General features: G+C 32.6%; 24 protein-coding genes. 8 read left to right on the forward strand and 16 right to left on the reverse strand.

Annotated features, from left to right (window positions below; genetic code table 11):
* Positions 1-125: 125 nt before the first annotated feature.
* A complete protein-coding gene (locus ABD941_RS05130; protein ID WP_345272957.1) occupies positions 126-3578 on the forward strand; it encodes a pyruvate carboxylase in 3453 nt (1150 codons plus the stop codon).
* Positions 3579-3585: 7 nt separating this feature from the next.
* Here ABD941_RS05130 and ABD941_RS05135 read toward each other — a convergent pair whose 3' ends face one another.
* Genes ABD941_RS05135 through ABD941_RS05155 form a run of 5 tightly spaced genes read right to left on the reverse strand, consistent with a single transcriptional unit; the run spans position 3586 to position 8296 of the window.
* Positions 3586-4851 (reverse strand): POTRA domain-containing protein, encoded by a 1266-nt coding sequence (locus ABD941_RS05135; protein ID WP_345272958.1) that lies wholly within the window; start codon positions 4849-4851, stop codon positions 3586-3588.
* Positions 4848-5576, reverse strand: coding sequence for a hypothetical protein (locus tag ABD941_RS05140; RefSeq protein ID WP_345272959.1), 729 nt, complete (start codon positions 5574-5576; stop codon positions 4848-4850). Before ABD941_RS05140 ends, ABD941_RS05135 begins: the two co-directional genes overlap by 4 nt.
* Positions 5573-6577: a glycoside hydrolase family 113 gene (locus tag ABD941_RS05145; RefSeq protein ID WP_345272960.1), complete on the reverse strand. Its 1005-nt coding sequence runs from the start codon at positions 6575-6577 to the stop codon at positions 5573-5575. The genes ABD941_RS05140 and ABD941_RS05145 overlap by 4 nt, the downstream gene beginning before the upstream one ends.
* Positions 6578-6611: 34 nt before the next feature.
* Positions 6612-7544, reverse strand: a complete 933-nt coding sequence (locus ABD941_RS05150; protein ID WP_345272961.1) for a hypothetical protein — start codon at positions 7542-7544, stop codon at positions 6612-6614.
* Positions 7545-7582: 38 nt separating this feature from the next.
* Complete coding sequence (locus tag ABD941_RS05155) at positions 7583-8296, reverse strand: DUF547 domain-containing protein (protein WP_345272962.1); 714 nt, start codon at positions 8294-8296, stop codon at positions 7583-7585.
* 338 nt (positions 8297-8634) lie between these two features.
* Here ABD941_RS05155 and ABD941_RS05160 point away from each other — a divergent pair, with 338 nt between their 5' ends.
* From ABD941_RS05160 to ABD941_RS05185, 6 genes are all read left to right on the forward strand, one after another.
* Positions 8635-9936 carry an NAD(P)/FAD-dependent oxidoreductase gene (locus ABD941_RS05160; protein WP_345272963.1) on the forward strand — a complete coding sequence of 434 codons (1302 nt, stop codon included), beginning with the start codon at positions 8635-8637 and terminating at the stop codon, positions 9934-9936.
* 3 nt (positions 9937-9939) lie between these two features.
* The gene (locus ABD941_RS05165; protein ID WP_345272964.1) at positions 9940-11529 is read left to right on the forward strand and encodes a 4Fe-4S binding protein; all 1590 of its coding nucleotides are present in this window, start codon (positions 9940-9942) and stop codon (positions 11527-11529) included.
* A gap of 18 nt (positions 11530-11547) precedes the next feature.
* A complete protein-coding gene (locus tag ABD941_RS05170) occupies positions 11548-12018 on the forward strand; it encodes a toxin-antitoxin system YwqK family antitoxin (protein ID WP_345272965.1) in 471 nt (156 codons plus the stop codon).
* Positions 12015-12707 carry a glycosyltransferase family 2 protein gene (locus ABD941_RS05175; protein WP_345272966.1) on the forward strand — a complete coding sequence of 231 codons (693 nt, stop codon included), beginning with the start codon at positions 12015-12017 and terminating at the stop codon, positions 12705-12707. The genes ABD941_RS05170 and ABD941_RS05175 overlap by 4 nt, the downstream gene beginning before the upstream one ends.
* A complete protein-coding gene (locus ABD941_RS05180; RefSeq protein WP_345272967.1) occupies positions 12704-14194 on the forward strand; it encodes a cellulose synthase family protein in 1491 nt (496 codons plus the stop codon). The genes ABD941_RS05175 and ABD941_RS05180 overlap by 4 nt, the downstream gene beginning before the upstream one ends.
* Before the next feature lie 195 nt (positions 14195-14389).
* Positions 14390-15781, forward strand: coding sequence for an MptA/MptB family glycosyltransferase (locus ABD941_RS05185; RefSeq protein ID WP_345272968.1), 1392 nt, complete (start codon positions 14390-14392; stop codon positions 15779-15781).
* A gap of 135 nt (positions 15782-15916) precedes the next feature.
* Here the strand turns inward: ABD941_RS05185 and ABD941_RS05190 are convergent, their stop codons facing one another.
* The 11 genes from ABD941_RS05190 to ABD941_RS05240 form a co-directional block, all read right to left on the reverse strand.
* On the reverse strand, positions 15917-16288 hold the full coding sequence (locus ABD941_RS05190; protein ID WP_345272969.1) for a hypothetical protein: 372 nt from the start codon (positions 16286-16288) through the stop codon (positions 15917-15919).
* A 146-nt stretch (positions 16289-16434) separates the two neighbouring features.
* Positions 16435-16662, reverse strand: coding sequence for a hypothetical protein (locus tag ABD941_RS05195; RefSeq protein ID WP_345272970.1), 228 nt, complete (start codon positions 16660-16662; stop codon positions 16435-16437).
* A 16-nt stretch (positions 16663-16678) separates the two neighbouring features.
* Positions 16679-16987 (reverse strand): hypothetical protein, encoded by a 309-nt coding sequence (locus ABD941_RS05200; RefSeq protein ID WP_345272971.1) that lies wholly within the window; start codon positions 16985-16987, stop codon positions 16679-16681.
* 330 nt (positions 16988-17317) lie between these two features.
* Positions 17318-18160 (reverse strand): pseudouridine synthase, encoded by an 843-nt coding sequence (locus tag ABD941_RS05205; RefSeq protein WP_345272972.1) that lies wholly within the window; start codon positions 18158-18160, stop codon positions 17318-17320.
* A 146-nt stretch (positions 18161-18306) separates the two neighbouring features.
* Complete coding sequence (locus ABD941_RS05210) at positions 18307-19209, reverse strand: geranylgeranylglycerol-phosphate geranylgeranyltransferase (protein WP_345272973.1); 903 nt, start codon at positions 19207-19209, stop codon at positions 18307-18309.
* 63 nt (positions 19210-19272) lie between these two features.
* Positions 19273-20202 (reverse strand): mevalonate kinase family protein, encoded by a 930-nt coding sequence (locus ABD941_RS05215; RefSeq protein ID WP_345272974.1) that lies wholly within the window; start codon positions 20200-20202, stop codon positions 19273-19275.
* Positions 20203-20230: 28 nt separating this feature from the next.
* On the reverse strand, positions 20231-21325 hold the full coding sequence (locus tag ABD941_RS05220; RefSeq protein ID WP_345272975.1) for a diphosphomevalonate decarboxylase: 1095 nt from the start codon (positions 21323-21325) through the stop codon (positions 20231-20233).
* Positions 21326-21328: 3 nt separating this feature from the next.
* A complete protein-coding gene (locus tag ABD941_RS05225; protein ID WP_345272976.1) occupies positions 21329-21865 on the reverse strand; it encodes a DUF1697 domain-containing protein in 537 nt (178 codons plus the stop codon).
* On the reverse strand, positions 21866-23074 hold the full coding sequence (locus ABD941_RS05230) for a BaiN/RdsA family NAD(P)/FAD-dependent oxidoreductase (protein ID WP_345272977.1): 1209 nt from the start codon (positions 23072-23074) through the stop codon (positions 21866-21868).
* Entirely contained in the window at positions 23074-23760 is a 687-nt protein-coding gene (locus tag ABD941_RS05235) for a glycerophosphodiester phosphodiesterase (protein WP_345272978.1), read from the reverse strand. Before ABD941_RS05235 ends, ABD941_RS05230 begins: the two co-directional genes overlap by 1 nt.
* Entirely contained in the window at positions 23753-24628 is an 876-nt protein-coding gene (locus ABD941_RS05240) for an acyl-CoA thioesterase (protein ID WP_345272979.1), read from the reverse strand. Before ABD941_RS05240 ends, ABD941_RS05235 begins: the two co-directional genes overlap by 8 nt.
* A gap of 87 nt (positions 24629-24715) precedes the next feature.
* Between ABD941_RS05240 and ABD941_RS05245 the strand changes: the two genes are divergently transcribed.
* Complete coding sequence (locus tag ABD941_RS05245) at positions 24716-25558, forward strand: hypothetical protein (RefSeq protein WP_345272980.1); 843 nt, start codon at positions 24716-24718, stop codon at positions 25556-25558.
* Positions 25559-25562 lie beyond the last annotated feature (4 nt).

The following is a 25562-nucleotide window of genomic DNA, read 5'->3' on the forward strand; positions in this document are numbered from 1 at the left end:
ACACATTAAATTTAGATTAAAAGATTTTTGTTTTTAGCATTTTTCACTATTAGAGCAACTAGATATAAGCAGACTTTAAGTATATTTAGTTGAAATTTTATTTTAAGCCACTAAAAACCATCACATTGAAAATCAAAAAAGTACTTATCGCTAATCGAGGTGAAATTGCTATTAGAATATTTAGAGCTTGCACAGAGATTAACGTAAAAACCGTTGGTGTTTATACTTTTGAAGACCGCTACTCATTACACAGATACAAAGCAGATGAATCTTATCAAATAGGTGAAGACCATGAGCCTTTAAAACCTTATTTGAATATTAATGCCATTATAAAAGTAGCTATTGAAAATGGTGTGAATGCTATTCATCCAGGCTATGGATTCTTATCCGAAAATGCCAATTTTGCTCAAGCATGTGAAGATAATGGCATTATTTTTATTGGTCCAAAAGTGTCCGTTTTAAAAGCTTTAGGCGATAAAATTACTGCTAAACAAGTGGCTATGGCTAATACTATCCCTATTATTAGAAGTAACGAAAAACCTCTAAAAACTATTGATGTAGCTATTGACGAAGCTAAAAAAATCGGGTATCCCATTATGCTTAAAGCTGCTTCTGGTGGTGGTGGCAGAGGCATGCGCGTTATTAGAAAAGAAGACGAGTTAAAGAAAGCTTTTAATGAGAGTAAACGCGAGGCATTAAATGCCTTTGGTGATGATACGGTATTTCTTGAAAAGTTTGTAGAAAACCCAAAACATATAGAAATTCAAATTGTTGCCGATAGCTATGGTAATACTGTTCATTTATTTGAAAGGGACTGTTCTGTACAAAGGCGCTACCAAAAAGTAATTGAATTTGCACCGTCTTTTGGCTTAAAAGAAGATACAAAACAAGCTTTATATGATTATGCTATTAAAATATGTAAAGCTGTAAATTATAATAATATTGGTACGGTTGAATTTTTAGTGGATGATGATAATTCTATCTATTTCATCGAGGTAAACCCGAGAGTTCAAGTGGAACATACCGTTACCGAAGTTATTACTAATATAGATTTAATAAAAGCCCAATTGTTTATTGCTGGTGGCTACAAACTTTCAGATGAACAGATTAAAATTGGCAGTCAAGATTCTATAAAAATAAACGGTTATGCACTACAATGTAGAATAACAACAGAAGATCCTCAGAATGATTTTAAACCCGATTACGGAACGGTTTCAGCTTACAGAAGTGCTTCTGGTTTTGGAATTCGTTTAGATGCTGGTAGTATATATCAAGGAGCAAAAATTTCACCATTTTTTGATTCCATGTTAGTAAAAGTAACGGCTAATAGCCGAACACTTGATGGTGCCAGCAGAAAAATACGCCGAGCATTAGCAGAATTTAGAATTCGAGGTGTGAAAACTAATATGCGTTTTCTTGATAATATTTTGCAGCATGACACTTTTAGACAAGGTAAAGCAACTGTTAATTTCATTAAAGCTAATCCCAGTTTATTCGTTTTTAAAGCTCCTAGAAATCGAGCTACAAAGCTGATTACTTATTTAGGTGATGTTATTGTAAACGGGAATCCTGACGTAAAAAAGGTAGACCCTTCCAAAACATTTGTTTTGCCTAAAGTACCAAAGTTTGATGCCAATGCTGAATATGAGGAGGGCACTAAAGATTTACTGACTAAATTAGGTCCAGAAAAATTTTCGCAATGGCTAATCAATGAAAAAAAAGTTCATTTTACAGATACCACCATGCGCGATGCTCACCAAAGTTTATTAGCAACACGCATGCGTACTTACGATATGCTAAAAGTAGCTGAAGGCTATGCAAAAAACCATCCTGATATTTTCAGCATGGAAGTTTGGGGCGGCGCCACCTTTGATGTTTGCTTACGCTTCCTTCAAGAAAACCCATGGGAAAGATTAAGATTGTTGCGTAAAGCCATGCCCAATCTACTCTTACAAATGCTTATAAGAGGCTCAAATGGTGTGGGCTACAAAGCGTATTCAGACAATGTAATTGGTGAGTTTGTTGAACAGTCTTGGGAAAACGGCGTTGATATCTTTAGGATTTTCGATTCACTTAACTGGATGAAATCTTTAGGTCCATGTATTGAACATGTGCGTACACGAACTGGAGGTTTAGCAGAAGGCTCTATATGTTACACTAATGATATTTTAAATCCTGAAAACACAAAATACAATTTAAAATATTACATAAACCTTGCAAAAGAAATTGAAGGTGCTGGCGCTCATATTTTAGGCGTAAAAGACATGGCTGGTTTACTAAAACCCTATGCCGCTTATGAACTTATTTCGGCATTAAAATCTGAATTAAACATTCCAATACATTTACATACCCATGACACCTCATCCATCCAATCGGCAACTTACATAAAAGCTATTGAAGCTGGTGTTGATGTGGTCGATGTAGCACTTGGTGGATTATCCGGATTGACTTCGCAACCTAATTTTAACTCGGTTGTAGAAATGTTAAAATTTCAAGATAGGGCCAGTACAATTAATATTGATTCCTTAAATGACTATTCAAATTACTGGGAAGCTGTTCGCGAATATTATTATCCTTTTGAATCTGGTTTAAAAGCAGGTTCTGGCGAGGTCTTTAAGCATGAAATTCCTGGAGGACAGTATTCCAATTTAAAACCACAAGCGCAAGCCTTAGGATTGGAAGACCGTTTTCATGAAATCACAAAAATGTACGGCGAGGTAAATACACTTTTTGGAGATATTGTTAAAGTAACCCCAAGCTCTAAAGTGGTTGGAGATATGGCACAATATTTAGTAAGTAACAACTTAAGCATACAAGATGTTATTGAGCACGGAGAAACCATTTCTTTCCCGCAATCTGTAATGGACCTGTTTAAAGGGGAATTAGGACAACCTGTTGGTGGTTTCCCTAAAAAGCTTCAAAAGCTGGTTTTAAAGGATCAGAAACCATATACGGATCGACCAAATGCACATATGCAGCCCATAGACATTGATAAAGAATATGACGCTTTTAAAAAAATCTTTGAGCACGATTTAAGTAGAAAAATAGATTATACGGACTTTCTGTCTTATCAGCTCTATCCTAAAGTATTTACCGATGCTTTTAACCTGCATTTAAAGTATGATAACCTCATGAATTTGCCGACCAAGAATTTCTTTTATGGTATGGAAATAGGTGAAGAGATTATAATAAACTTAGACAAAGGAAAAACACTTCTTGTAACATTAGATTCCATTGGTAAAGCCAATAGAGATGGTATGGTTACCGTATATTTTAAAGTAAATGGGCAAGGAAGAAGTGTGGAAATCAAGGATACGTCTATTAAAATTGATAAGGTTGAAAATGTAAAGGCTGATAAAGCGCATGATAATCAAATAGGTGCGCCTTTACAAGGCATGCTATCTACCATTTTAGTGAAACGAGGCGATAAAGTGGTTAAAAACCAACCTTTATTTATTATTGAAGCTATGAAAATGGAAACAACCATTACAGCAAATACAGATGCTACAGTCAAGAAAATTGTATTAAAAACCGGAGGCATGGTAAACTCAGAAGATTTAATTATAATATTGGAATAGGACTATTTTAAAAATATTGTCCAATTCCAAATACAAAACCATTGGTTGTGTCTTTTGTGACTCCATAGCCATAATCGATTCTAAAAATGGCATTGTATATTTTTTTATGTATAAAGCGAAGTCCTAAGCCTGGATGTATTTTAACGTTATCCATTTTCCCGAAATCGCTAAAATCGCCTCCTGGATTTCGCCAAGTACCCGCATCTACAAAGGCATTACCTTGTAAAGCAAACCATCCTTTTTCATAAAGTGTATGTCTGTATTCTGTATTCAAAACAACCACACCAGTGCCCCTATCTATGGTATTACCTACCCCACGAACATTTAAATTATTATCGACTGAAAAAGGTGCGAATGGTGTATTATCATTTGTAGACAAACCTAAGCGCAATCTATTTGCCCAATTCCCTTTATCGCCCACACGCTTAAACAGAAAAAAATCGTTCCACCCTATAAAAAAACTAGGCAACATAGCATCTGTAGATGTTACATACTGAAAATTAAATTGACTTCTAAACCCTGAAATATACTGATAATAATAGTCTAAGTTATTATATTCATAAATCCCTTTTAATAACCATTTATGAACATTTAATTCTTGTGGAACGTTTGGGTTTGTAGCACCGAATTTATATTCATAATCTTCAACAAAATAATTCAAACCTAATTCAAGTCTATTTTTAAAATTAAACTCATACAAACCTAAGACCTCAAACGATTTATTATTATACTTATAATCTGATGAAGTATTATCAAAAAAAACAGGTTCTTGTGTAGTTAAATCTTGATGGTTAACGGCAAGCCCAAATTTTTTGGAAAACAAATAAGGGGCTCTAAAATTCAGCGCATAACTGCTATAAATATCTTTTTGGTAAAAACCACCAAACGTTATATTTCTTCCTAACAGGTTAAACTCATAAAGTCCTAAACGGTATGCAAATTCATCATCGTTAGTGGTATAAATATTTGCGGATGGAATGAGCGTAAAATTTTCTTCTACATTATAAAACACATTATATTGATTCCCTTCTGAGTGAAACACTTGATAATATACATGCGATACCGATGGCAAACGTTTTAAGCGTATAATATCTTGTTCGATAACTGTTGAATCCAAAACACTTCCTGAAGCAATGGTAGAGATACTTTTTATAAAGGACGCTTTTATTTTTTTATTTCCTTGAATTTTCAAATCATGTACGGTATACTCTTGAGCACAAATACTTGAGACCATAAAACTAAACAATACAAGAAAGGGTACTAACTTTTTCATTCGGAAATAAATAGTTTTTGAATCACCCAATTTACCCAATTATCTTTACTTACATCCATTAATGTAAAATTATAATTTTCGTTCAAAATCAAGTTTGGAGGAGCCTCAGTAGTTATATTTAATACAACGTTATTGGTGTTGTAATATTGAAATTGATTTTCAAAAGTATAGGTTCCTGACAATAGATTATTATTTTCATCTGAAACGACTTGAAAGTATATCGCATTATCGCCAACGGGATTGTCTATCCATACAAAATTTGGCATTCCAGGTGCTTGTTGATTAATTGCAACCTCATCATTCCAAACAGTAGGTTTATAGAATTGTTTGGTCCGAATTGGGTTTGATATTTTAATTTCGCCATCTAACTTAAAAGTGATAATAATCCACTTCTCATTAGCACTACTTTGCGTAAACATTCCTAAATATCCATTAAAAAAAGGGGTGCTATTCTGTAAAACCCTTGTGTAATTTAAAAAAATGTTACTATCAACTTGGTCATTATTTGTTTCGTAATATCGAATGTCTGTTGCACCTTCTTCTAGATAATAAAAAGTCAGGATATCTCCAGAATTTTTATCACTAGCAGCACAAGCAATAACAGCACCTGTTTCAAAAGTGTTTCCTTCTATATAAGTTGCTAAAGTTTGTAACATATCATCGTTGTCTTCCGAACAAGACATGAGGACAAAAAAATACATAATGATGTATCTTATCTTTTTCATTTCAAACGATATTGCTTTCTTACTAAAGCTTCTACGGGTTTGTTTTGTGGTGTAAATCTGGAATTGTTTTCACCTCCTACGTTTTCATGATTATGAAACCATTTCCAAATAAAACCACCAGCAAACCAATCCTCTTTCCAAAACGTTTCAAATAAGGCTTGGGTTGTATTGGTTTGGGCCTCCATGTTTATTTGATTCATGCTTCTATCACTTTTCCAAGGTTCTTTTCCGGAGTAATCAACACTTCTATAACCATACTCTGTAAATAAAATAGGTTTATCATGCTTTTCCGAGATTGAATTAACGACTTGTTTATGAGCCTTCCATGCTTCTAAACATTCTTGAACTGTTGGTGTTTTACTATGGCTTACTGGAAAATAAGCATCTACGCCTATAAAATCTAGTTTATCCCAAAAGGGTGTTCTTTTAAACTCATCCCAATTTGCGGCATAGGTTAGTTTGCCTTTGTAGCTAACTTTTATATTTTTTATTAATGTAAACCAATATGCTGGTCTGTTATCTATAAATTTCTCCAATTCTGTTCCAATACAAAATATATCTACTTTTAAATCTTGAGCTAATTGAGCATATTCCAAAATAAATTTTGAATATGAATCTTCAAAGGTTTTCCAATCGGCTTCATTTTGCATGTCTATAAATCCTGTAAACTCACCACGCCAAACCCAAATTTGTGGTTTTAGCATAATTTTAATACCCTTTTTTTTAAGCTCTTGAATATATTGTTTTGCACCAGCTTTGGTTTCTCCAAACCATTGTCTAGTTGTATTAAAAACCAGTTCTGGGGCATCTAAATTTTTCACAAACCCAAAAGGCATAACTGCAGCATAATTAGCATTAACACTCACTACGGGATTGGTATGACTCTCATTAACCACCTCATTGGAAGCGACAAAACTCACGCCATTAATCTTATTGGTTTGCGTACTACAAGACTGAATACTTAGAGTTAATATAACAATGAGGAGCTTAAACTTTTTCATAACATATTTTAAACTCCTAATTTACTATTATTCATTAAAATAACGCTCTTAAACCTAAGCTAAAGGTTTGTCCTAATCCTTGAAAATTGTTTCCTCTTACAATCTTATTAAAAGACGCTTCCACATTTAACACATCGGTTAACTGGTATTTACCTCCAAAACCAAATGCTGTAGAGTTTTGTGCAAAGTCATTTCCTAAATCAAGTAAAAAAGCCTGTTGCGTATTTATAAATACTGTAGATTTTGTTGACGGGAAATAACTTAAAAAAACACTTAAAGGGAGCCCTAAGCTGTTATTAGCAAATCGCTCGCTTGTATTTTCATCTGCACTAGCATCTGATCCTTTTTCGCCAAAATTAAATTTAAAATCAGCCTCTGTAAACAACTGCCATTTATTAGCTCCAAAAGTTTTATCATAGAAAAATTTAGTCTCCCAAGCATAGCTTCTTAAATCTAAATACGAGAATATATTATCACTTTGGTTTGAGTCTACTTCATCTTTAAAAATTGGAATATAAAATGAACTTGTAAATGAAAAATTACTAATATTTTTAAATGGTTGCACTCTAATAGAAGGCGCTAAAGTTGTTAAACCAGACCTTCTATCATTACCATTATCTTCAAAACTAAAAACATCAAAAACAGATTGTCCGCCTAATGTGTTAGAACGTATTTGAAAAATTAAACCAACATTTACTCTAGCATTATCACTTACACCTGTAAAAATTTCGGTAGTATTGGTGAAAAAGTTTTGTCTTGCTATTTTTTGAGATTCACTTCTTGAATTTGTCTGTTCTGTTTGTGTATAAATACTATTAAAAAACTTAATATCCCATTGGCCTTTCTTTAATAGTTTTGAAGGTGTGTAGGTTTGTATAACACTTCCTTGGTTTTCTTCTAAATCTTCCTGAGAATACCCAGAATATGATATTATTGTTAGTACTAATATTGCGATTATTTTTTTCATTATTCCTATTTTGATTTGTTATTATTCGTTTTTGGTTATTATTGCTTGTTAACTTTCCAATCATAAGGAAAGTAGCTTAATTTGTATTTACCTTCTAATTTTTCGGTTCTGTAGGTGTTTATAAAATCAATTTCTTTTGTGCCGTTCATGGTAAAATCTTCTTTATACCATTCCATGATTTGTGAAACTTGAACACGTTTCTTTTTAGTATTCACTCTTAAAAAAGAACCGTTTAAGGCTATTTTTGTTTGTGTTTCTAATTGCGCGTTTAATGTTTTAGGCAAGTAAGCTTTATTTATTAATGGCGGACACCCTATAGCTCCACAAACCAATACAAAATGAAAACGTGCGTCTTTAAACTGCCCTCTTAATAATTTATGTTCAATATCATTTAAGGTTATTTGTTTACCTGCTAAACTATATGTCGTTTTATCAAAAAAACCAGCATTATCTAGCGGCGAATTTGTTGGATAATTATCAACAATTCCTCTTATAACCGATAAATTATAAGCATTAATCCAAAAAGCTTGGTAAACATCAGCATCGTCCTTTGAAACTAAAATACCTTTAGCTATCTTTAAAATACTTGTAAGTTCATCTTGATTGCCATGGATTTTTGAGTAAGCTACAAGTCCGTTAGATACATTGGCTTTAAAAAAAGCATCGGCTTTGTTGAAAAAGGTAGTCACATCTTGCGAAAAACCTTCAACAGCTACTAAAGCCATAAGTCCTATGATCAATTGTTTTTTCATGTTTTTATATTTATTATTTATGCTTTTTTATAATCTTTACAGACATGTTTTATATTTTATACTTTGCAAAGTAACTGCTCTTATGTCGCACTAAATGTTAAGTAACTTACACAACTAAAAAAAGATTTTTGCCGTCTGTTGGAATTCAAAATCCTTACATAACCTATTCAATTTAAACCCATTCTAAATTACCTGCTTGAATATAAGTTATTATCTTTAGCTTCGACAGACTTCAACATAACAACCAAAATATGTAATATACCTGATATGTGTCTTAACCATAAAAAAGCATACAAACGAATTGCATATAATCTTAAAAGACAAATAACCTTTAACAGATGAAAGAACATATTGTTATTATAGGAAACGGAATTTCTGGTGTTACTGCCGCTAGGCACATTAGAAAGCTTTCTGATAAAAAAATTACTATCGTTTCAGCTGAAACCGATTATTTTTTCTCGCGTACAGCACTTATGTATATATATATGGGTCATATGAAATTTGAACATACGCAACCTTATGAAGATTGGTTTTGGAAGAAAAACAGAATTAATCTTAAAAAAGGCTATGTAAAAACGATAGACGATAAAACAAAAACACTTCATTTTGCTGAAGGTGATACTTTAGAATATGATAAATTAATTATCGCAACAGGAAGTAAACCCAACAAATTTGGTTGGCCAGGACAAGATTTAGAAGGCGTTATGGGTATGTACCATAAGCAAGATTTAGAAAACCTTGAAAAGCATGCACCTAATAATAAAGCATGTAAACGTGCCGTAATTGTTGGTGGTGGCTTAATAGGTATTGAACTTGCTGAAATGCTAAATTCGAGACAAATTCCTGTAACATTTTTGGTTAGGGAAAATAGTTTTTGGAATGGTGTTTTACCAGAAGGTGAAAGCGAAATGATTAACAGACATATAAAAAACCATCATATAGATTTACGTCTTGGTACGAATTTAAAAGAAATTGTTTCTGATGAAAATGGTAAAGTAAAATCCATAATTATTCAGGAAACAGGCGAAGAAATTGCTTGCAATGTGGTTGGACTGACCGCTGGGGTGTCGCCTAATATTGATTTTATAAAAGATTCTGACCTTGAAACAGGTAGAGGTGTAAAAGTAAATAGGTTTTTAGAAACCAATATTCCTGACATATATGCTATTGGCGATTGCGCTGAACAACATGAAGGTATAAATGGCCGCAGACCTATTGAAGCCGTTTGGTATACTGGACGTATGATGGGTGAAACTGTAGCACAAACCATTTGCGGAAACAGAATTCAATACAAACCCGGACATTGGTTTAACTCCGCTAAATTTTTAGATATAGAATATCAAACCTATGGATGGGTATTTGCAAAACCAAAAGAAAACGAAACACATTTCCATTGGAAACATGAAGACGACACGAAATGCATTACAGTATGCTATGATAAAAACACAAATGAATTTTTAGGTATTAATACTTTTGGAATTAGAATGCGCCATGAAACATTCGACACTTGGCTTACTAAAAAACAGGATGTTGATTTTGTAATGAATCATTTATCTGAAGCAAATTTTGACCCAGAATTCTATAGCCATTATGAAGCCGAAATACTTTCAGCTTATAACAAACAACTAAAAATCGCATAATCCATGAGCAATAAAATAAGCCATAGTATGTCATTGGCAAAACCAGATGCCGTAGACATTTCAAACAAACAAAAAATAGCATTAGCAATTGGTGTTATTGGATTATTCATCCTAACATTGGCCCTTTTCAATACCAATTTTCCAAATAAAGGATTGTTCCTTACACTTGCCTTAGGATTAATATCTGTTGGAATAATTGTCTACTCTAGAGATGCTTACTTAACAAAACTAGAAGGTATAAAAAATGATGGTGTTTGGTTTAAATCCATTTCATCACGAGGTGTTTGGGGTTGGATAGTTGGCGTTATACTAACCACATTTTATATTGTGCTTTATTTTTATCCAAAGTATTTAGGCTTAGGAAGCAATGGCGCAGAAAACACAGGTTTAATTCGTTTATTTGACCCTTTAAGTCAGTTATTAAGTGGTAGAAATGCTAGCCAATGGTTTGTTTACGGAACGCTTTACACCGTTGCTATTTTAGCTTTTGGATATAAATTCATACTCAAATACAGACACAACCGCTACCAACAAGTACGTACCGTTTCAGTCATGTTTTTTCAATTGGGTTTTGCCTTTTTGATTCCTGAATTTATGTATGTTATGAATAGTGACTTGCCTTACTACGATTTAAAATCTATGTGGCCACTCAACTATTATATTTTTGATGAATGGTCCGTAAAGGCCTTTCTTTCTAACGGAAATATTGGCTTAGGCTTAATTCTTTTTGGGATTATCACAATTTTCGTGATTTCTCCAATTCTAACCTATAAGTATGGAAAACGTTGGTATTGTTCTTGGGTATGTGGTTGTGGTGGATTAGCAGAAACTGCAGGAGATTCTTTTAGACAATTATCATCTAAAAAAATGTCTGCTTGGAAATTAGAGCGTTGGCTAATCCATACCGTTTTAGTATTCTCTGTAGTTATGACAACAGCCATGATATACACGTATTTAGGTTATGATAAAAATGATTTTTGGCTAACCAGAGGTGTTTTTATAGCTTTAGTTATCGGTTTCTTAACTTTAATTTTTGCAGGCGTTATGTTCTTTAAAGGTAAAGAACTTGGTAAAGATGCCAAATTTGGCGCTATTGGTTTCTTTGTGGTTATCGCCCTATTATTAATCATGCATTTTACAGGAACTACACAACATGTTTTTTATGTTAAAGGTGGTGCGTTAAGATCTGCTTATGGTATTTATATTGGTTCTATTTTTTCAGGGGTTATCGGCACTGGGTTTTATCCTATTCTAGGAAGTCGTTCTTGGTGTAGGTTTGGATGCCCTATGGCGGCTATTCTAGGGTTTCAACAACGTTTGTTTTCAAAATTTAGGATTACGACCAATGGCGGGCAATGTATTTCTTGTGGGAATTGCTCCAACAGTTGCGAAATGGGGATTGATGTTCGACACTATGCTCAAAAAGGCGAAAATATTGTGCGTTCCAGTTGTGTTGGCTGTGGCATTTGCTCTGCAGTTTGCCCAAGAGGTGTTTTAAAGTTAGAAAACGACAGTATGCAAGGACGTATCAACCCAACAGAAATTTTATTAGGAAACGATGTTGACTTAATGGATTTGGTGAACAAAAAATAGTCTTCGACACTATATTAAATGAACAAACTCATCGTGCTACTACTATTTTCAACAGCAGTTTTTGCTCAAAAAACCTATCAAAGAAATTATGATGGAAATCAAAACATCATATCCCAGGGTTGGATCGAAAATAATCAAAAAATTAAATTTTGGAAATTCTATTACAACAACGGAACACTTAAAAAAGAAGGGCATTTTTTAGCCAATAAGGAAACTAAATACTGGAAGTTTTACACGATTAATGGGCATCTAGAAAAAGAAGGGCATTTTCAAAATGGCAAAAAAAATAATTGGTGGTTATTTTATGACGATATGGAAAAAGTAAATCATAAATGCCAACTAAAAAACAATATAAAAAACGGGTATTGTCTTATATACAACAATGAAAAACTAGTTTCAGCTTCAAAATATAAAGCAGGTAAAAAATTAAAAGAATGGAGTACCTTTGCATCCTTTAAAAGAGAAAATAAACTCAGCGACCTTAAATGACCAAAATAAAAGTCATCATTCCAGCTTTTAACGAAGCAGATTCTATAACACATGTTATAAGTGATATTCCAAAAACTGTTGACGAGATTATTGTAGTAAGCAATAATTCCACTGATGATACGGAAATCAACGCTAAAAAAGCTGGAGCCACCGTTCTAACAGAAATAAATAAAGGTTATGGTTATGCCTGTTTAAAAGGTATGCAACACATTGCAAGCCAAACGGAAAAACCAGATATAGTTGTATTTCTTGATGGCGATTACAGCGATTACCCAGAAGAATTGACAAAAATAGTAACCCCAATACTTAATGATAACATAGATTTTGTAATTGGTGCTCGTGTTAAACGACTTAGAGAACAGGGGTCTATGACATTTCCACAAGTTTTTGGTAATTGGCTGGCAACGAACTTAATGAAACTTTTTTTTAGAGCTAAGTTTACTGACCTTGGCCCTTTTAGAGCCATTAAATACCAAAAGCTATTAGCCCTTAATATGGAAGACAAAACCTATGGTTGGACCGTAGAAATGCAGTTAAAAGTACTAAAACAAAAATTGACATATATCGAAATACCAGTAAATTACAGAAATAGAATTGGAGTTTCAAAAGTGTCTGGTACAATAAAAGGTGCTATATTTGCAGGCGTAAAAATATTAGGTTGGATTTTTAAATACAGTCTCAAAAAATGATTTTAGAAACTACAGTTATTGTAATCTATACCATAGCACTATTGCTTATATTCCTATATGCATTAGCGCAACTTAATTTATTATTCAATTACTTATCTTCCAAACGTATAAAAGACGATTGTTCTAAATTCGATTTAACAAACCCAGACGAAATCCCATATATTACCATACAACTTCCTGTTTACAATGAAATGTATGTTATGGAGCGTCTGTTAGATAATATTGCACTTATAGATTACCCTAAAGACAAATTAGAAATTCAGGTATTAGATGATTCTACTGATGAAACTATAGCAACAACATTCAAACAAATAGAACGCTTAAAAACCACTGGGTTAGACATTAAACACATTACCAGAACTGACCGTTCTGGGTTTAAAGCTGGCGCGCTTAAGGAAGGCCTTAAGGTTGCCAAAGGCGATATTATTGCTATTTTCGATTCTGATTTTCTACCTAAAAAAGACTGGTTAAAGCGTACCGTACCCTATTTTAAAGATGAAAACATTGGTGTAGTTCAAACTCGTTGGGGACATATTAACAGAAATTTTTCTATACTCACAAAAATTCAGGCTTTTGCACTCGATGCTCACTTTACTTTAGAACAAGTTGGCAGAAACAGTAAAGGACATTTTATAAACTTTAATGGTACTGCTGGACTTTGGCGCAAGGCTTGTATTATAGACGCAGGGAATTGGGAAGGCGATACCCTAACCGAAGACCTTGACCTAAGTTACCGTGCTCAGTTAAAAAACTGGAAGTTTAAATATTTAGAACATGTAGAAACCCCTGCTGAACTCCCAATCGTTATCAGTGCGGCCCGTTCGCAACAATTTAGATGGAATAAAGGTGGTGCAGAAAACTTCCAAAAAATGCTTGGGCGTGTTTTTAAAAGCAAAAATATTTCAGCAAAAACTAAAGTACACGGTTTACTGCATTTATTAAACAGTACCATGTTTTTAAACGTCCTAATTGTAGGTGTTTTAAGCATTCCTATGCTATATATAAAAAATGAATACGCACATTTAAGACCATACTTTTATGTGATGAGTTTCTTTGTGTTAAGCACCGTTATCTTTTTTGTGTGTTATTGGTTTATGTACAAAAATATTTATGGTGGTGGCTTTAAAAACTTTATAAATTACATAGGTATGTTTTTTGTGTTTTTCTCAATAGCCATGGGCTTTTCATTACATAATTCCATTGCCGTTCTAGAAGGACATTTGGGCAAAAAATCTGAATTTGTACGGACACCAAAATTCAATATCAAAAAGTATAAAGACAATTGGAAAAATAACAAGTACATGAAAAAGACTGTGTCAGTACACGTTATTTTTGAAGGGTTACTTATGCTCTATTTCGGTTTTGGTATGTACAGCGCCTTTATTGTAGGTAACCAAGGTGGTGATTTTGGGCTCTTTCCATTTCATCTTATGTTATTTGTAGGTTTTGGTTATGTGTTTTTTAAGTCTTTGGCGTCAAAGGTTTAGATTAGAAACATAAGTTTCCTTCTGTGTTTACAAGTTCAAACATCCATTCAATCTCTAACTCGGAAAGCAATTTTCTATGATGATATGATATCGTTTTAATGTTTTATATCAATAGCAAAATGAATATGTTATTTTTCTTTTAGAAGTAAATAACTCCCATTTATCAAGACAAACAAATAATATTATATTTACCATATGCTTTTAAACCCCACTTTTTTAAGACTAAATAGAATACCTCTGATTTTAGTATTAAGCAGTGTGTTGTTTTACGCATCATTTGCTTACGATTTAATGCGTACAGATTATGTGAAATTAATAGGGTTATATGTGGTGCTATTCTTTTTATTTTATAAACTATTACAGGTTTTAAAGCATAATATCAAAGTCTTAACCTATTTGGCGTTTGGATTTAGAGTCATTTTCATATTGGCCATACCCAACTTATCACAAGATTTCTATCGTTTTATTTGGGATGGACGCATGATTTTAGAAGGTATAAACCCTTATTTGTTTACTGTGGAGTCTTTTATAAGCCAAGGGGAGTTTCCTGTAGCTCAAGCTCAAGAATTACGAACTGGTATGGGTGACTTAAACGCCAGTCATTTTACTAATTATCCGCCCATAAATCAACTCTGTTTTACAATTGCTGCCCTTTTTGCTGGTAAAAGTATTTTGGGGTCTGCAATTGTAATGCGCTTACTCATTATTGCTGCCGATTTTGGAACTTTGTATTTTGGCAAAAAACTGTTAGAAAAGCTTAATATCCCTGTTCATCATATATTCTGGTATATTTTAAATCCATTTATTATTATTGAATTGACTGGTAACCTCCATTTTGAAGGTGTCATGATTTTCTTTTTGGTTTGGAGTTTGTATTTACTACATGTTGGTAAATGGCAATTTGCTGCAGTGGTTTTAGCCTTATCTATTTCGGTTAAATTGATTCCTTTAATATTTTTGCCGTTGTTTTTTCAATGGTTTATGAAACGTAATGACAAAAAAAAAGAGGTTTCGACTGCGCTCAACCTGACGAGATTGATTGGATTCTATATTCTTGTAGGCATAACCACACTCCTACTTTTTGCGCCTTTTTATTCCGCTGAATTTATAAATAACTATTCTCAAACGGTAGCACTATGGTTTCAAAATTTCGAGTTTAATGGTAGTATTTATTACATAGCCAGAGAAATAGGCTATACTTTTAGAGGCTACAATGAAATTGCCATTATTGGAAAAACAACACCTATTATTGTTGTTTTGTTTATTCTTATTATTACCTTTTTTAGGAAAAACAAAACTACGGTAGAACTTATTACTGCTATGTTATTGGCATTATCTTTTTACTATTTTACCACCACTACCGTACATCCTTGGTATGTGGCTACGCTTTTAATATTATCGGTGTTTACAAGATATAAATTCCCATTAGTGTGGAGCTTTGTTATTATACTTAGTTATTTAGCTTATATGCATATTGACAATGCCGATAAATCTGAAAAACTATGGGTGATTGCTTTAGAGTATGTTATTGTTTATAGCGTATTTTTGTTCGAAATTTTTAAAAAAAATAAAACTATTATAAATTGATTTTTCAAAATTCACTTAACCTTTCAAAGCGTTTAATATAAAAGTAGATTAAAATATATTTTTAATGCTTTGAGAAGTTATATAAAAAAGGCTTCCAAAGAGGAAGCCTGCATCATATACGCATAGGAATCTTTACTAATAGGCGGTTTCCATTTTTTCTAAACTAGTAATGGTATCAACTAAATTATCATCAGTCGAGCTGGCATTCCTATTAAAGATGACTTTAAATTTAGTTCCTACCAAAGCTTCAGAATTTAAATCGAAGGTTTTTAACACCCCGTCATCTACTTTTTGAAACGTTAATGTCTGCTCATTTCCTTTTCTATCTTTAACTACAAAATTATACCCTGAATCTGAATGTCCAGAATATGTAGCGTAAACTATTAATCCGTCTTGGATTAATGACTCGCTAATAGGCGCATTTGAAATTGTTGGTGTTTTAAAACTTGTGAATGTTAATAATGAGACCATTAAAGTACTTAACACAATTAAATTTTTTACTTTCATTTTTACAATATTTTAAATTTAATTAAAAACCATTTTGGAAATTCAGCTAACAAAATTCCAAATTAATTATAGAGTACGTTTTGATATATGTCCTTATCCGATAGCTTATTGAACACGGACATTTATAAAAACAAAAATGATGCCGTTTAAGCCTCTATAGGTTTTAAACTTTCTATTCTATAATAAACATCGTCACCATCTGCATCTTCAACAAATGTTAATCTAAATTCTTGATCGATTAGATCTTCATTGTTTTTTAAATCGTATTGTTTTAAAACACGTGGATGTACATCTTCAAACACTAATTCTTCTCCATTTTCAAACCAAAAGGTATAATACCCCTCTTTGTAAGACTTAAAAACAGCTATTCTCATAATTACAAATATATTATTAATTATTATCAATTAAATCTGGATCCTGTATGGCTTCGGGATCATCTTCAGCAAAATCCTCATAATCATCTTCATCATAATTTGCCATAGTCGTAACAAGTTTTGTACTCACTTTTACTAAATATTTAGTATCATGAGTGGTTACCTCTATAGCTTCAATAATTTCATTATGTTGATTTTTGAAAGATATTATTTGGCTTTCTCCATAGCCATCTGGATACCTTTCAACTAATAAAGCTAATATTTCTGGGGTTAACTTTTTAAAGTCTACAATAACACGTTTTAAATTATCCTTCTTGTTTCTCATGCTTAGGTTTTCTTTTTAAAATTTGGTGACTTGAGCAGGATTTAGCACCCAAAAGGTACGTAAAAAAATAAAAAATGTAAAAACAATATACTTAATATTCAAATTATATCTTGAAGCCTTAAAGATATAATTTGTAGATTAACTATGTGTTAAGCGTGTAAAAAATAAACTTTATTTATTTAGAAAAGCATGTTTCTTAGATGCTGAAAAGTGCTCAGCAATCTATTAGAGTTTAAATATTAAACTAGTTGATCTATGAATTAATTAACCTTTTTCTTATTGTAAACTTATTCTGGAATATAATGGTTTTCTTGATTGAATTATTAATCCCTAAAGCATCTTTAAAGTATTTAACTCTTGTTCTGTTAAATGTTTCCAACTGCCACGTGGTATATCCTTTTTGGTAAGGTGACCAATAGCTACGCAATCTAAACTGACAATATCATACTTTAAATAATCAAAAATAGTTCGGATTAAGGTATTTCCTGTATTCTTAATTTTAAGTCCTATTTCTCTTTTTGAAGCGCCGTCTATATAACTAATTTCTTCAACACTTATAAGTTTGTCGTGTACCTTAAAACCAGCTTGAACCTTTTTTAAATCTTCAAGCTTTAAATTTTTATCTAACTCGATATGAAATAGACGTGCTACACCATTTTTAGAGTTCGTAAATTTAGCTGTAATGGCATCATCATTTGTAAACAATAATAAGCCTTTTGAGTTTCTACCTAAGCGCCCAATGGGTTTTACACGAGACGGTGTTGCATTGGCTACTAAATCCATAACCGTTCTGCCTTTTCCTTCGCTAGTTGTTGTAGCAAACCCTTTAGGCTTGTTAAGCAACACATAAGCCTTTTTCTCTGGGTTTATACGTGCGCCATCATAACGAACTTCATCGCCCAATTTAACTTTAAAGCCCATTTCTGTAATTACTTTTCCGTTTACAGAAACCAATCCTGTAGCGATATATACATCGGCTTCACGACGGGAACACATCCCTGAGTTGGCCACATATTTATTTAATCTGATTTCATCAGGATTCCCAGGTTTTTTAGGTGTTGGGTTATTCTTTTTTACAGGTGTATTTACTCTTGCATAACTCTTAGGACGTATGTTTCCACTTCCTCGTCCTGACGGCTTTCCTTTTCCTTTACTCCCTTGATGTCTGTTCATGACTTGTAATTTTGTGCAAAGATATACTTAAAATTATGATTCTTGATTTAAGATTGTTGTTTTGTTGCTTCTGTATCAAGTATTACTTGTGGATATTCATTTTTGAACTAATAAACAAACCAACCCTTGTAATGAATCCTAATTATTTAAATACGATTTAAAACAACACCAACATTAATTAAAACAATACAAGAAACACCAGCAACAATCATGAATTTCAAAATATTATGAAGTATCAAATAGTGGGTTTTTGTTTTGGATTTCCAAAGTATTAATAAGAACATAAGTAATAAAATGATACTGAGGTAAAAATATAAATACATGTAACCTATTTCAAAACGATATAAAAGTAAATAGGTTGGAATCAGTGTTAGAAAAGATAATACGGTAAGCATGATTTTAGATGCTTTTTCACCATAAATAATTGGAATGGTTTTATAACCTTGAGTCAAATCACCTTTTATGTTCTCTAAATCTTTTGTCAACTCTCTCATAGCTATCATTAAAAACAAGAAAACTGCATGTACAAAAATGACTGTTTCAAAATTTTTATAATACATAAAAATGGCAAAAAATGGTGTAATGGTTAACACAGCCGATACTAAATTGCCAATAAAAGGCAATTTTTTTAGTTTATGCGAATAAAACCATATCCCGAAAATGTAAACTGAAAAGAAAATCACCGCTTTAAAAGACACGTAACTTGCCATAACAACGGCCATGAAATTCAGTACAAAATAGAATGATAGCTTTGTATTTTGACTCACCAATTTATCTAATCTGGATTTTATAGGTCTGTTTATTAAATCTTTTTCGGAATCATAAAAATTATTAATGATATACCCGCCTGCAATAGTGGCTGCCGATGCCAGAACCAACATAAACAAATTAAGGTCTAATACAACTTGTTTTAAAGGTTTATTGTGCGCCATAATATAAATTGACGCTAAGTATTGTGCAATAACTATAATGAGGATGTTGTAGCCTCTAACCACAGAAAACATGCTGAAAAACTTAAGTAGAATGTGCTTTTGTTTTCTAGATAGCATGACATATAAATTTTGATGAAACCACTCCTGCAGCTATCAGGGTTGTATGGCAATAATAGAAATTTAGAAGTTGTAAACGACTTCTAACTTATAATCTGCAAGGGATTGTTTTGCTTTATCAATATCTTCAGTAAATCCAAGAATATAACCACCGCCACCTGAGCCACATAATTTCAAGTAATATTCATTGGTTTCAATACCTTTTTTCCAAAGCTCATGAAATTGTTGAGGAATCATAGGTTTAAAATGGTTTAAAACCACTTTTGAAAGGCGTTTTGTGTTTCTAAATAAAGACTTAACATCGCCCTTTAAAAAATCGTCTACACAGGCATCTGTATGCTTGATAAATTGATTTTTAAGCATGCTTCGAAAACCTTCTTGTTTCATGTTTTCCATAAACAAGCTTACCATTGGTGCTGTTTCGCCAATAATACCACTATCTAATAAAAATACTGCATTTTTCCCTTCGCTTTTTTGAGATGGGATACCTGTAGCTTCAATATTATCTTTAGAGTTTATGAGTATTGGAATGCTTAAATAACTATTTAAGGGATCTAAACCAGAAGACTTCCCATGAAAAAAAGATTCCATTTCAGAAAAGACAGCCTTTAATCTTAAAAGTTTATCGCGTGTTAAATTCTCTAAAACGGTTATTTTATCTTTTGCATACTTATCATATATAGCGGCTACTAGTGCTCCGCTACTACCAACACCATAACCTTGAGGGATAGACGAATCAAAATACATTCCTGATTGTATATGATTCTTTAAAGATGTTATATCAAAAGTGACTAATGTATCATCAATATTTTGTAGATATTCTGCAAAACGCTTCAAGCTTTGATTAGACGCTATAGCATCATCCGAAGGGTTTTCATCTGTCTTTAATGCTCCATTATAGAAGTTATATGGAATAGACAAGCCTTTAGAATCTTTAATGATTCCATACTCTCCAAAGAGTAGAATTTTTGAATAAAAGAGCGGTCCTTTCATAAACAATTTTTGATTTGGTTTAGCAAAATTACAACAGTTTAGCGCCAAAACCAATTTTATCGTTAATATACTCACCTTTTTGGCAAAACGCAACTAATTCAGTATTAATGAATTTCGTAATGAAATCTACTTCATTTTCAGGATATAAAACATGTACATTGGCTCCAGCATCTAAAGTAAAACACACTTTTGAGCCTGTTGTTTTTCTAAACTCCCAAATTTTATTTATAATTTCTAGTGTATTGGGTTTCATTAAAATGAAATATGGCAGGCTTGTCATCATCATGGCATGAAGTGTTAATGCTTCACTTTCTACTAGTGCAATAAACTTGTCTAAATCACCTTCTTTTAAAATACTAGTTATATCTGAGAGGTTTTTATGGGCTTGCTTAAAACGCTCTTGTGCAAATGGGTGTCCATACATTAAATTATGGCCTATGGTACTACTCACTTGCTTTTCACCCTTATCAACCAACAAAATGGTATCATAATAATTTTTGAAATTATCGTGAACCTCATAGGGGTATTTTACGCCATATAAATCTGAGCTTCCTTCAATATCTTCATGTTTTCCCCAAACTACCAAATCGCCTTCAAGGCTTCGGCATGCACTTCCTGAACCTAATCGTGCTAAAAACGAAGCTTTTTTGGTAAAATATACTTCAGAAACGGCTTGACTTAAAGTCTTTTCTAAACTCATTAAACACAAGGCTAACGCACTCATTCCTGATGCTGAAGATGCAATTCCTGAACTATGCGGAAAGGTATTTGAGGTTTCTATTTTAAAATGATAGTCTTTTAAAAAAGGTAAATAGTTTTCAACTCGATTAAAGAACGTCTCTATTTTTGGTTTAAAATCGGCTTTCTTTTCACCATCCAAAAACACTTCAAAAGAAAAATCGTTTGAATCTTCTTTTTTGAAAAAACTTAATGTCGTCGTTGTTTTACAATGATCAAGGGTAAAACTAATTGATGGGTTTTCTGGAATTTGATTTTGCCTTTTGCCCCAGTATTTAACTAATGCAATATTACTTGGTGAGGACCATGTAAAGCTACCGCTTTGTATCGTTTTTGAATTATTGAGATAACTATCGGAACTAGGAATAAAATCTTCTGCTGTCATATATCATATTTCAGTTGACAAAGATAACAACTTTAGCATAGTTTTATAGTTCCTTGCCGTTGCTGTTGTTTTCAATTTTCGTTCAAAAAAATTATTATTGTATTTGGCTTTTCCATAACCTGTTAAACAGTAAGAGTATATACAATTATTTGTTATAACAAACTGCTCATTTGGATATAACATTTTTGAAGCTTCTTCAACTAGGCTTTTATCAGGAATTGTATATGGGAACGTGAAATAACTATTCATTTTTTCCTCTTCCGGAAATGGACAATCATCAAAAATTTGCTGTAATTCTTTTGGTGTTTTAACTAGTATGGGAACTTCAAAACCAAAATAGTTTTTAATGGCTTCATGAATCTTTAATTCTAGCTTTTGAATATCTTTCTCTAAAGATTGAAAAACAACATTACCACTTTGAATGTATGTCAACACATGTTCCAATCCTGATTTAGAGAGCAATTCACGTAATTCAACCATTGGTATTTTCTTTTGCCCGCTTACGTTTACACCTCTTAAAAGTGCGATGTATGTTTTCATTTATTTTGAAATTGATTTTGCCACTATATAAGCCCCAGTCCAAGCATTTTGAAAATTAAAACCTCCTGTAACGGCATCAATATTTAAAACTTCTCCAGCAAAATATAAGTTTTCACAGCGTTTGCTTTCAAATGTTTTAAAATTAATTTCTTTAAGATTAACCCCTCCTGCGGTTACAAATTCTTCTTTAAATGTACTTTTTCCATCTACATTAAAAACGGCTCTTGTCAGTTGATTTGCCAAATCTTCTAATTGTAATTTATTTAAATCGGCCCAACGTGTTTCAACATTCATATTTGATGCCAATACCAATTTGTGCCATAAACGCTTTGGCAAATCAAATTGCGTAGATTTATATATTGTTTTTTTTGCTAAATCTTGCTTTAATGTCTTTAAAACATCTAAACAATCTTTAACTGTTTGCTTTATAAAATTAACTTCTATTTGAAATTTATAATGGCGTTTGGCTAACTCTAACGCTCCAAAAGCAGAGAGCTTTAATATGGATGGAGCGCTCATGCCCCAATGGGTTATAAGCAATGGCCCTTCGCTCCACAAATCTGTACCCAAAACGTTTACTTCAACATCTAAAGCTACAACACCAGGAATATCCTGTATACGCTCATCTTTTATATTAAATGTAAAAAGTGATGGAACTGGTTGTAAAATGGTATGCCCTAAATCTTGTAAAAGATTCCAAATTTTAGGATTGCTTCCTGTTGCAACTACTATTTTTTTAGATACAAACTCGCCATCCGGTGTTTCAATATGAAATAACTCCGACGCTTTTTTAATTGATTTTACTGGATGATTATACAATACTTCTACATGATGTTTTTCTGCTTCATTCAAAAAACAATCAATAATAGTTTGTGATGAATTAGAAACTGGAAACATTCTACCATCTTCCTCAATCTTTAACGCTACGCCTCGTTTTTCAAACCATTCTATAGTATCGCCCGTCATAAATTGATGAAAAGGCCCTAATAATTCTTTTTCGCCACGTGGATAATTTTGTACTAATTCCTGTGGTACAAACTCGGCATGGGTTACATTACAACGTCCACCGCCAGACACTTTAACTTTAGCCAATCCTTCTTTAGCACGTTCTAAAATGGTTACTTTTAGTTCTGGATTTTGTTCAGCTATATTTATGGCTGCAAAAAAGCCTGCCGCCCCACCACCAATTATAATAACATCTTTTTGCATTATAGCCTATCGGGGAAATCAGAAATTATACCATCTACACCATAAGATTTTATGCGCTCTATGGGATTTAAATTGTTTACCGTATATGTAAATACTTTATAGTCTTCTTTTAAAGTATCAACTATTTCTTGGGTTAACATGGTGTAATTTGGATGTATTGCCACCGCTTTTATGGTTTTAGCGAAATTAACAGCCTCATGTATATTTGTATCGGTAAGTACAGCTAAAGGGATTTTATCGTTAATTTTATAAACTGTTTCCAACAAATCCTTTTGAAAACTTGAAACAAGAATGTTGTTATATTCCCAACCTTTTTTTTCTACATAAAAGGCTATTAATCTACTGGCCTCTTTTGCGGTATCTTGTCCTTTTAACTCAATATTTAAAAGGCACTTGTTATTTACAAATGCCAAAACTTCCGCTAAGGTAGGGATTTGGCAATAGCCTTTAACTACAACTTGTTTTAATTGTTTAAGCGTGTGTTTTGAAACCTCGCCAGAACCATTTGTCATTCTATCTAAAGTAAAGTCATGAAAGACTACCAACTGCCCAGAAGCACACCGATGTACATCAATCTCAATACCGTCCACACCTAAATCTAATGCCTTTCTTATAGATTCTAAGGTGTTTTCTGCTAAATGCCCTTTAGCTCCTCTGTGTCCTATTTTTAAAATATTATTACTCATTTTTTATATTTTTTGGTCGCATTAAGCCTTCTTGGGCGACTGATGCTATTAATTTCCCATCTCTTGTAAAAATGTTTCCTCTTGCAAATCCTCTGGCACCAGACGTATTAGGTGATTCTATAGAAAACAATAACCAATCGCTAAAATCAAAATCTCTAAAATACCACATAGAATGGTCCAAACTTGCTGTTTGTGTATTTCCCCAATGGGCTACACTTGCATGTGGATTAAGTGCTGAAACTAAAATATTATAATCTGAAACATAGGTTAAGATTTGTTGTTTTGTTGCTAAATCTAAATCGCCTACATCACCTTTTAATTTAAACCACACATCATAAAAAGGTGGTAAGTCTTTCTTTTCAGCAGGGCTTACAAACGTAGTTGGTTTAAACTCAATGGGGCGTTCTATTTCAAAAAAGGCTTTAAGGCTTTTTGGTAAAAAATCGCCATATTGTTTAAGTATGTCTGTCCAACTTAATAATGTTTCTGGTTGGTTTAAACCAGATTTCATGACTATTTGATGATTATATCCTATTTCTGGTTTATGAAATGATGCCGATAATATAAATATGGTTTTATTCTTTTGATGCGCCGTAACTCTTCGTACGGAAAAACTACCACCATCTCTAACCAAATTCACATTATATGTAATTGGCCATTTCAAATCTCCTGCCTCTAAAAAATAGGAGTGCATAGAATGCAATACCCTTTTATTGGTAATGGTTCTGCTTGCTGCATTTATAGCTTGAGCCAAAACTTGGCCTCCAAAAACAACTGGGCTACCAACAGTTTCACTAACACCATTAAATTCAGTATCGTCTATTTGCGTTAAAACTAAAAGGTCTAATAAGTCATTAGCTGTAGTCATAGATATTTTAAATGTGCTTTATTCATTAATACGCTCTTATACCAAAAATATCTTGTAAATTTAACATTATAAATCTTGATTGCCTAAATGAATAAATTACTTATTTCTTTTTTTTTAATGGTTTCGAGCTGTGATACTGGGAACCTGACTGTTATAATTGATCTTCCTAAAACTTTAAATGAGGTTTCTGGAACCGAAACCATAAATAACTCCAATTTAATTTGGATGTTGAATGATAGTGGTAATAAAGCCAGAATTTATGGTTTAAACAAAAAAGGTGAAATCAAAAAAGAAATCAAAATTAATGCAAAAAATAAGGATTGGGAAGATTTAGCATCCGATGAAAATGGCAATTTATACATTGGCGACTTTGGAAACAACCTGAATAAAAGAAAAAACTTAGCCATTTTAAAAGTAAATCATGATGCCCTGAATAGTTCCGACAAAATTGATATTGAACGTATTTCATTTCATTATCCAGACCAAAACAAATTTCCTCCAAAAAAGAAAAGCATGTATTTTGATTGCGAAGCTTTTTTCCACTTCAACGATAGTTTATACTTATTTACTAAAAGTCGTGTTAAAAATGATTTTGGAAAAACAAATTTGTATAAGATACCTGCTAAGCAAGGCCATTTTGTTGCTGAATTTATTAGTTCGTTTAGCGCTTGCAATGATTTATTGTGTTGGATAACTTCCGCAGACATTAGTTCTGATGGAAAGCAAGTAGCACTCCTTTCCCAAAAATCTGTTATGGTTTTTTCAAATTTTACTTCTGATGATTTTTTTAATGGTACAGTTGAGCAATATGATTTTTCTTTTGAATCACAAAAAGAAGGGGTGTGTTTTAAAGACGCCCAAACCTTATATATTACTGATGAAAAAGCACATGGTAATGGCGGCAATTTGTATGCTTTTACATTAGAATAATATC

This window comes from Flaviramulus aquimarinus, assembly GCF_039543205.1.
GTDB lineage: Bacteria > Bacteroidota > Bacteroidia > Flavobacteriales > Flavobacteriaceae > Flaviramulus_B > Flaviramulus_B aquimarinus.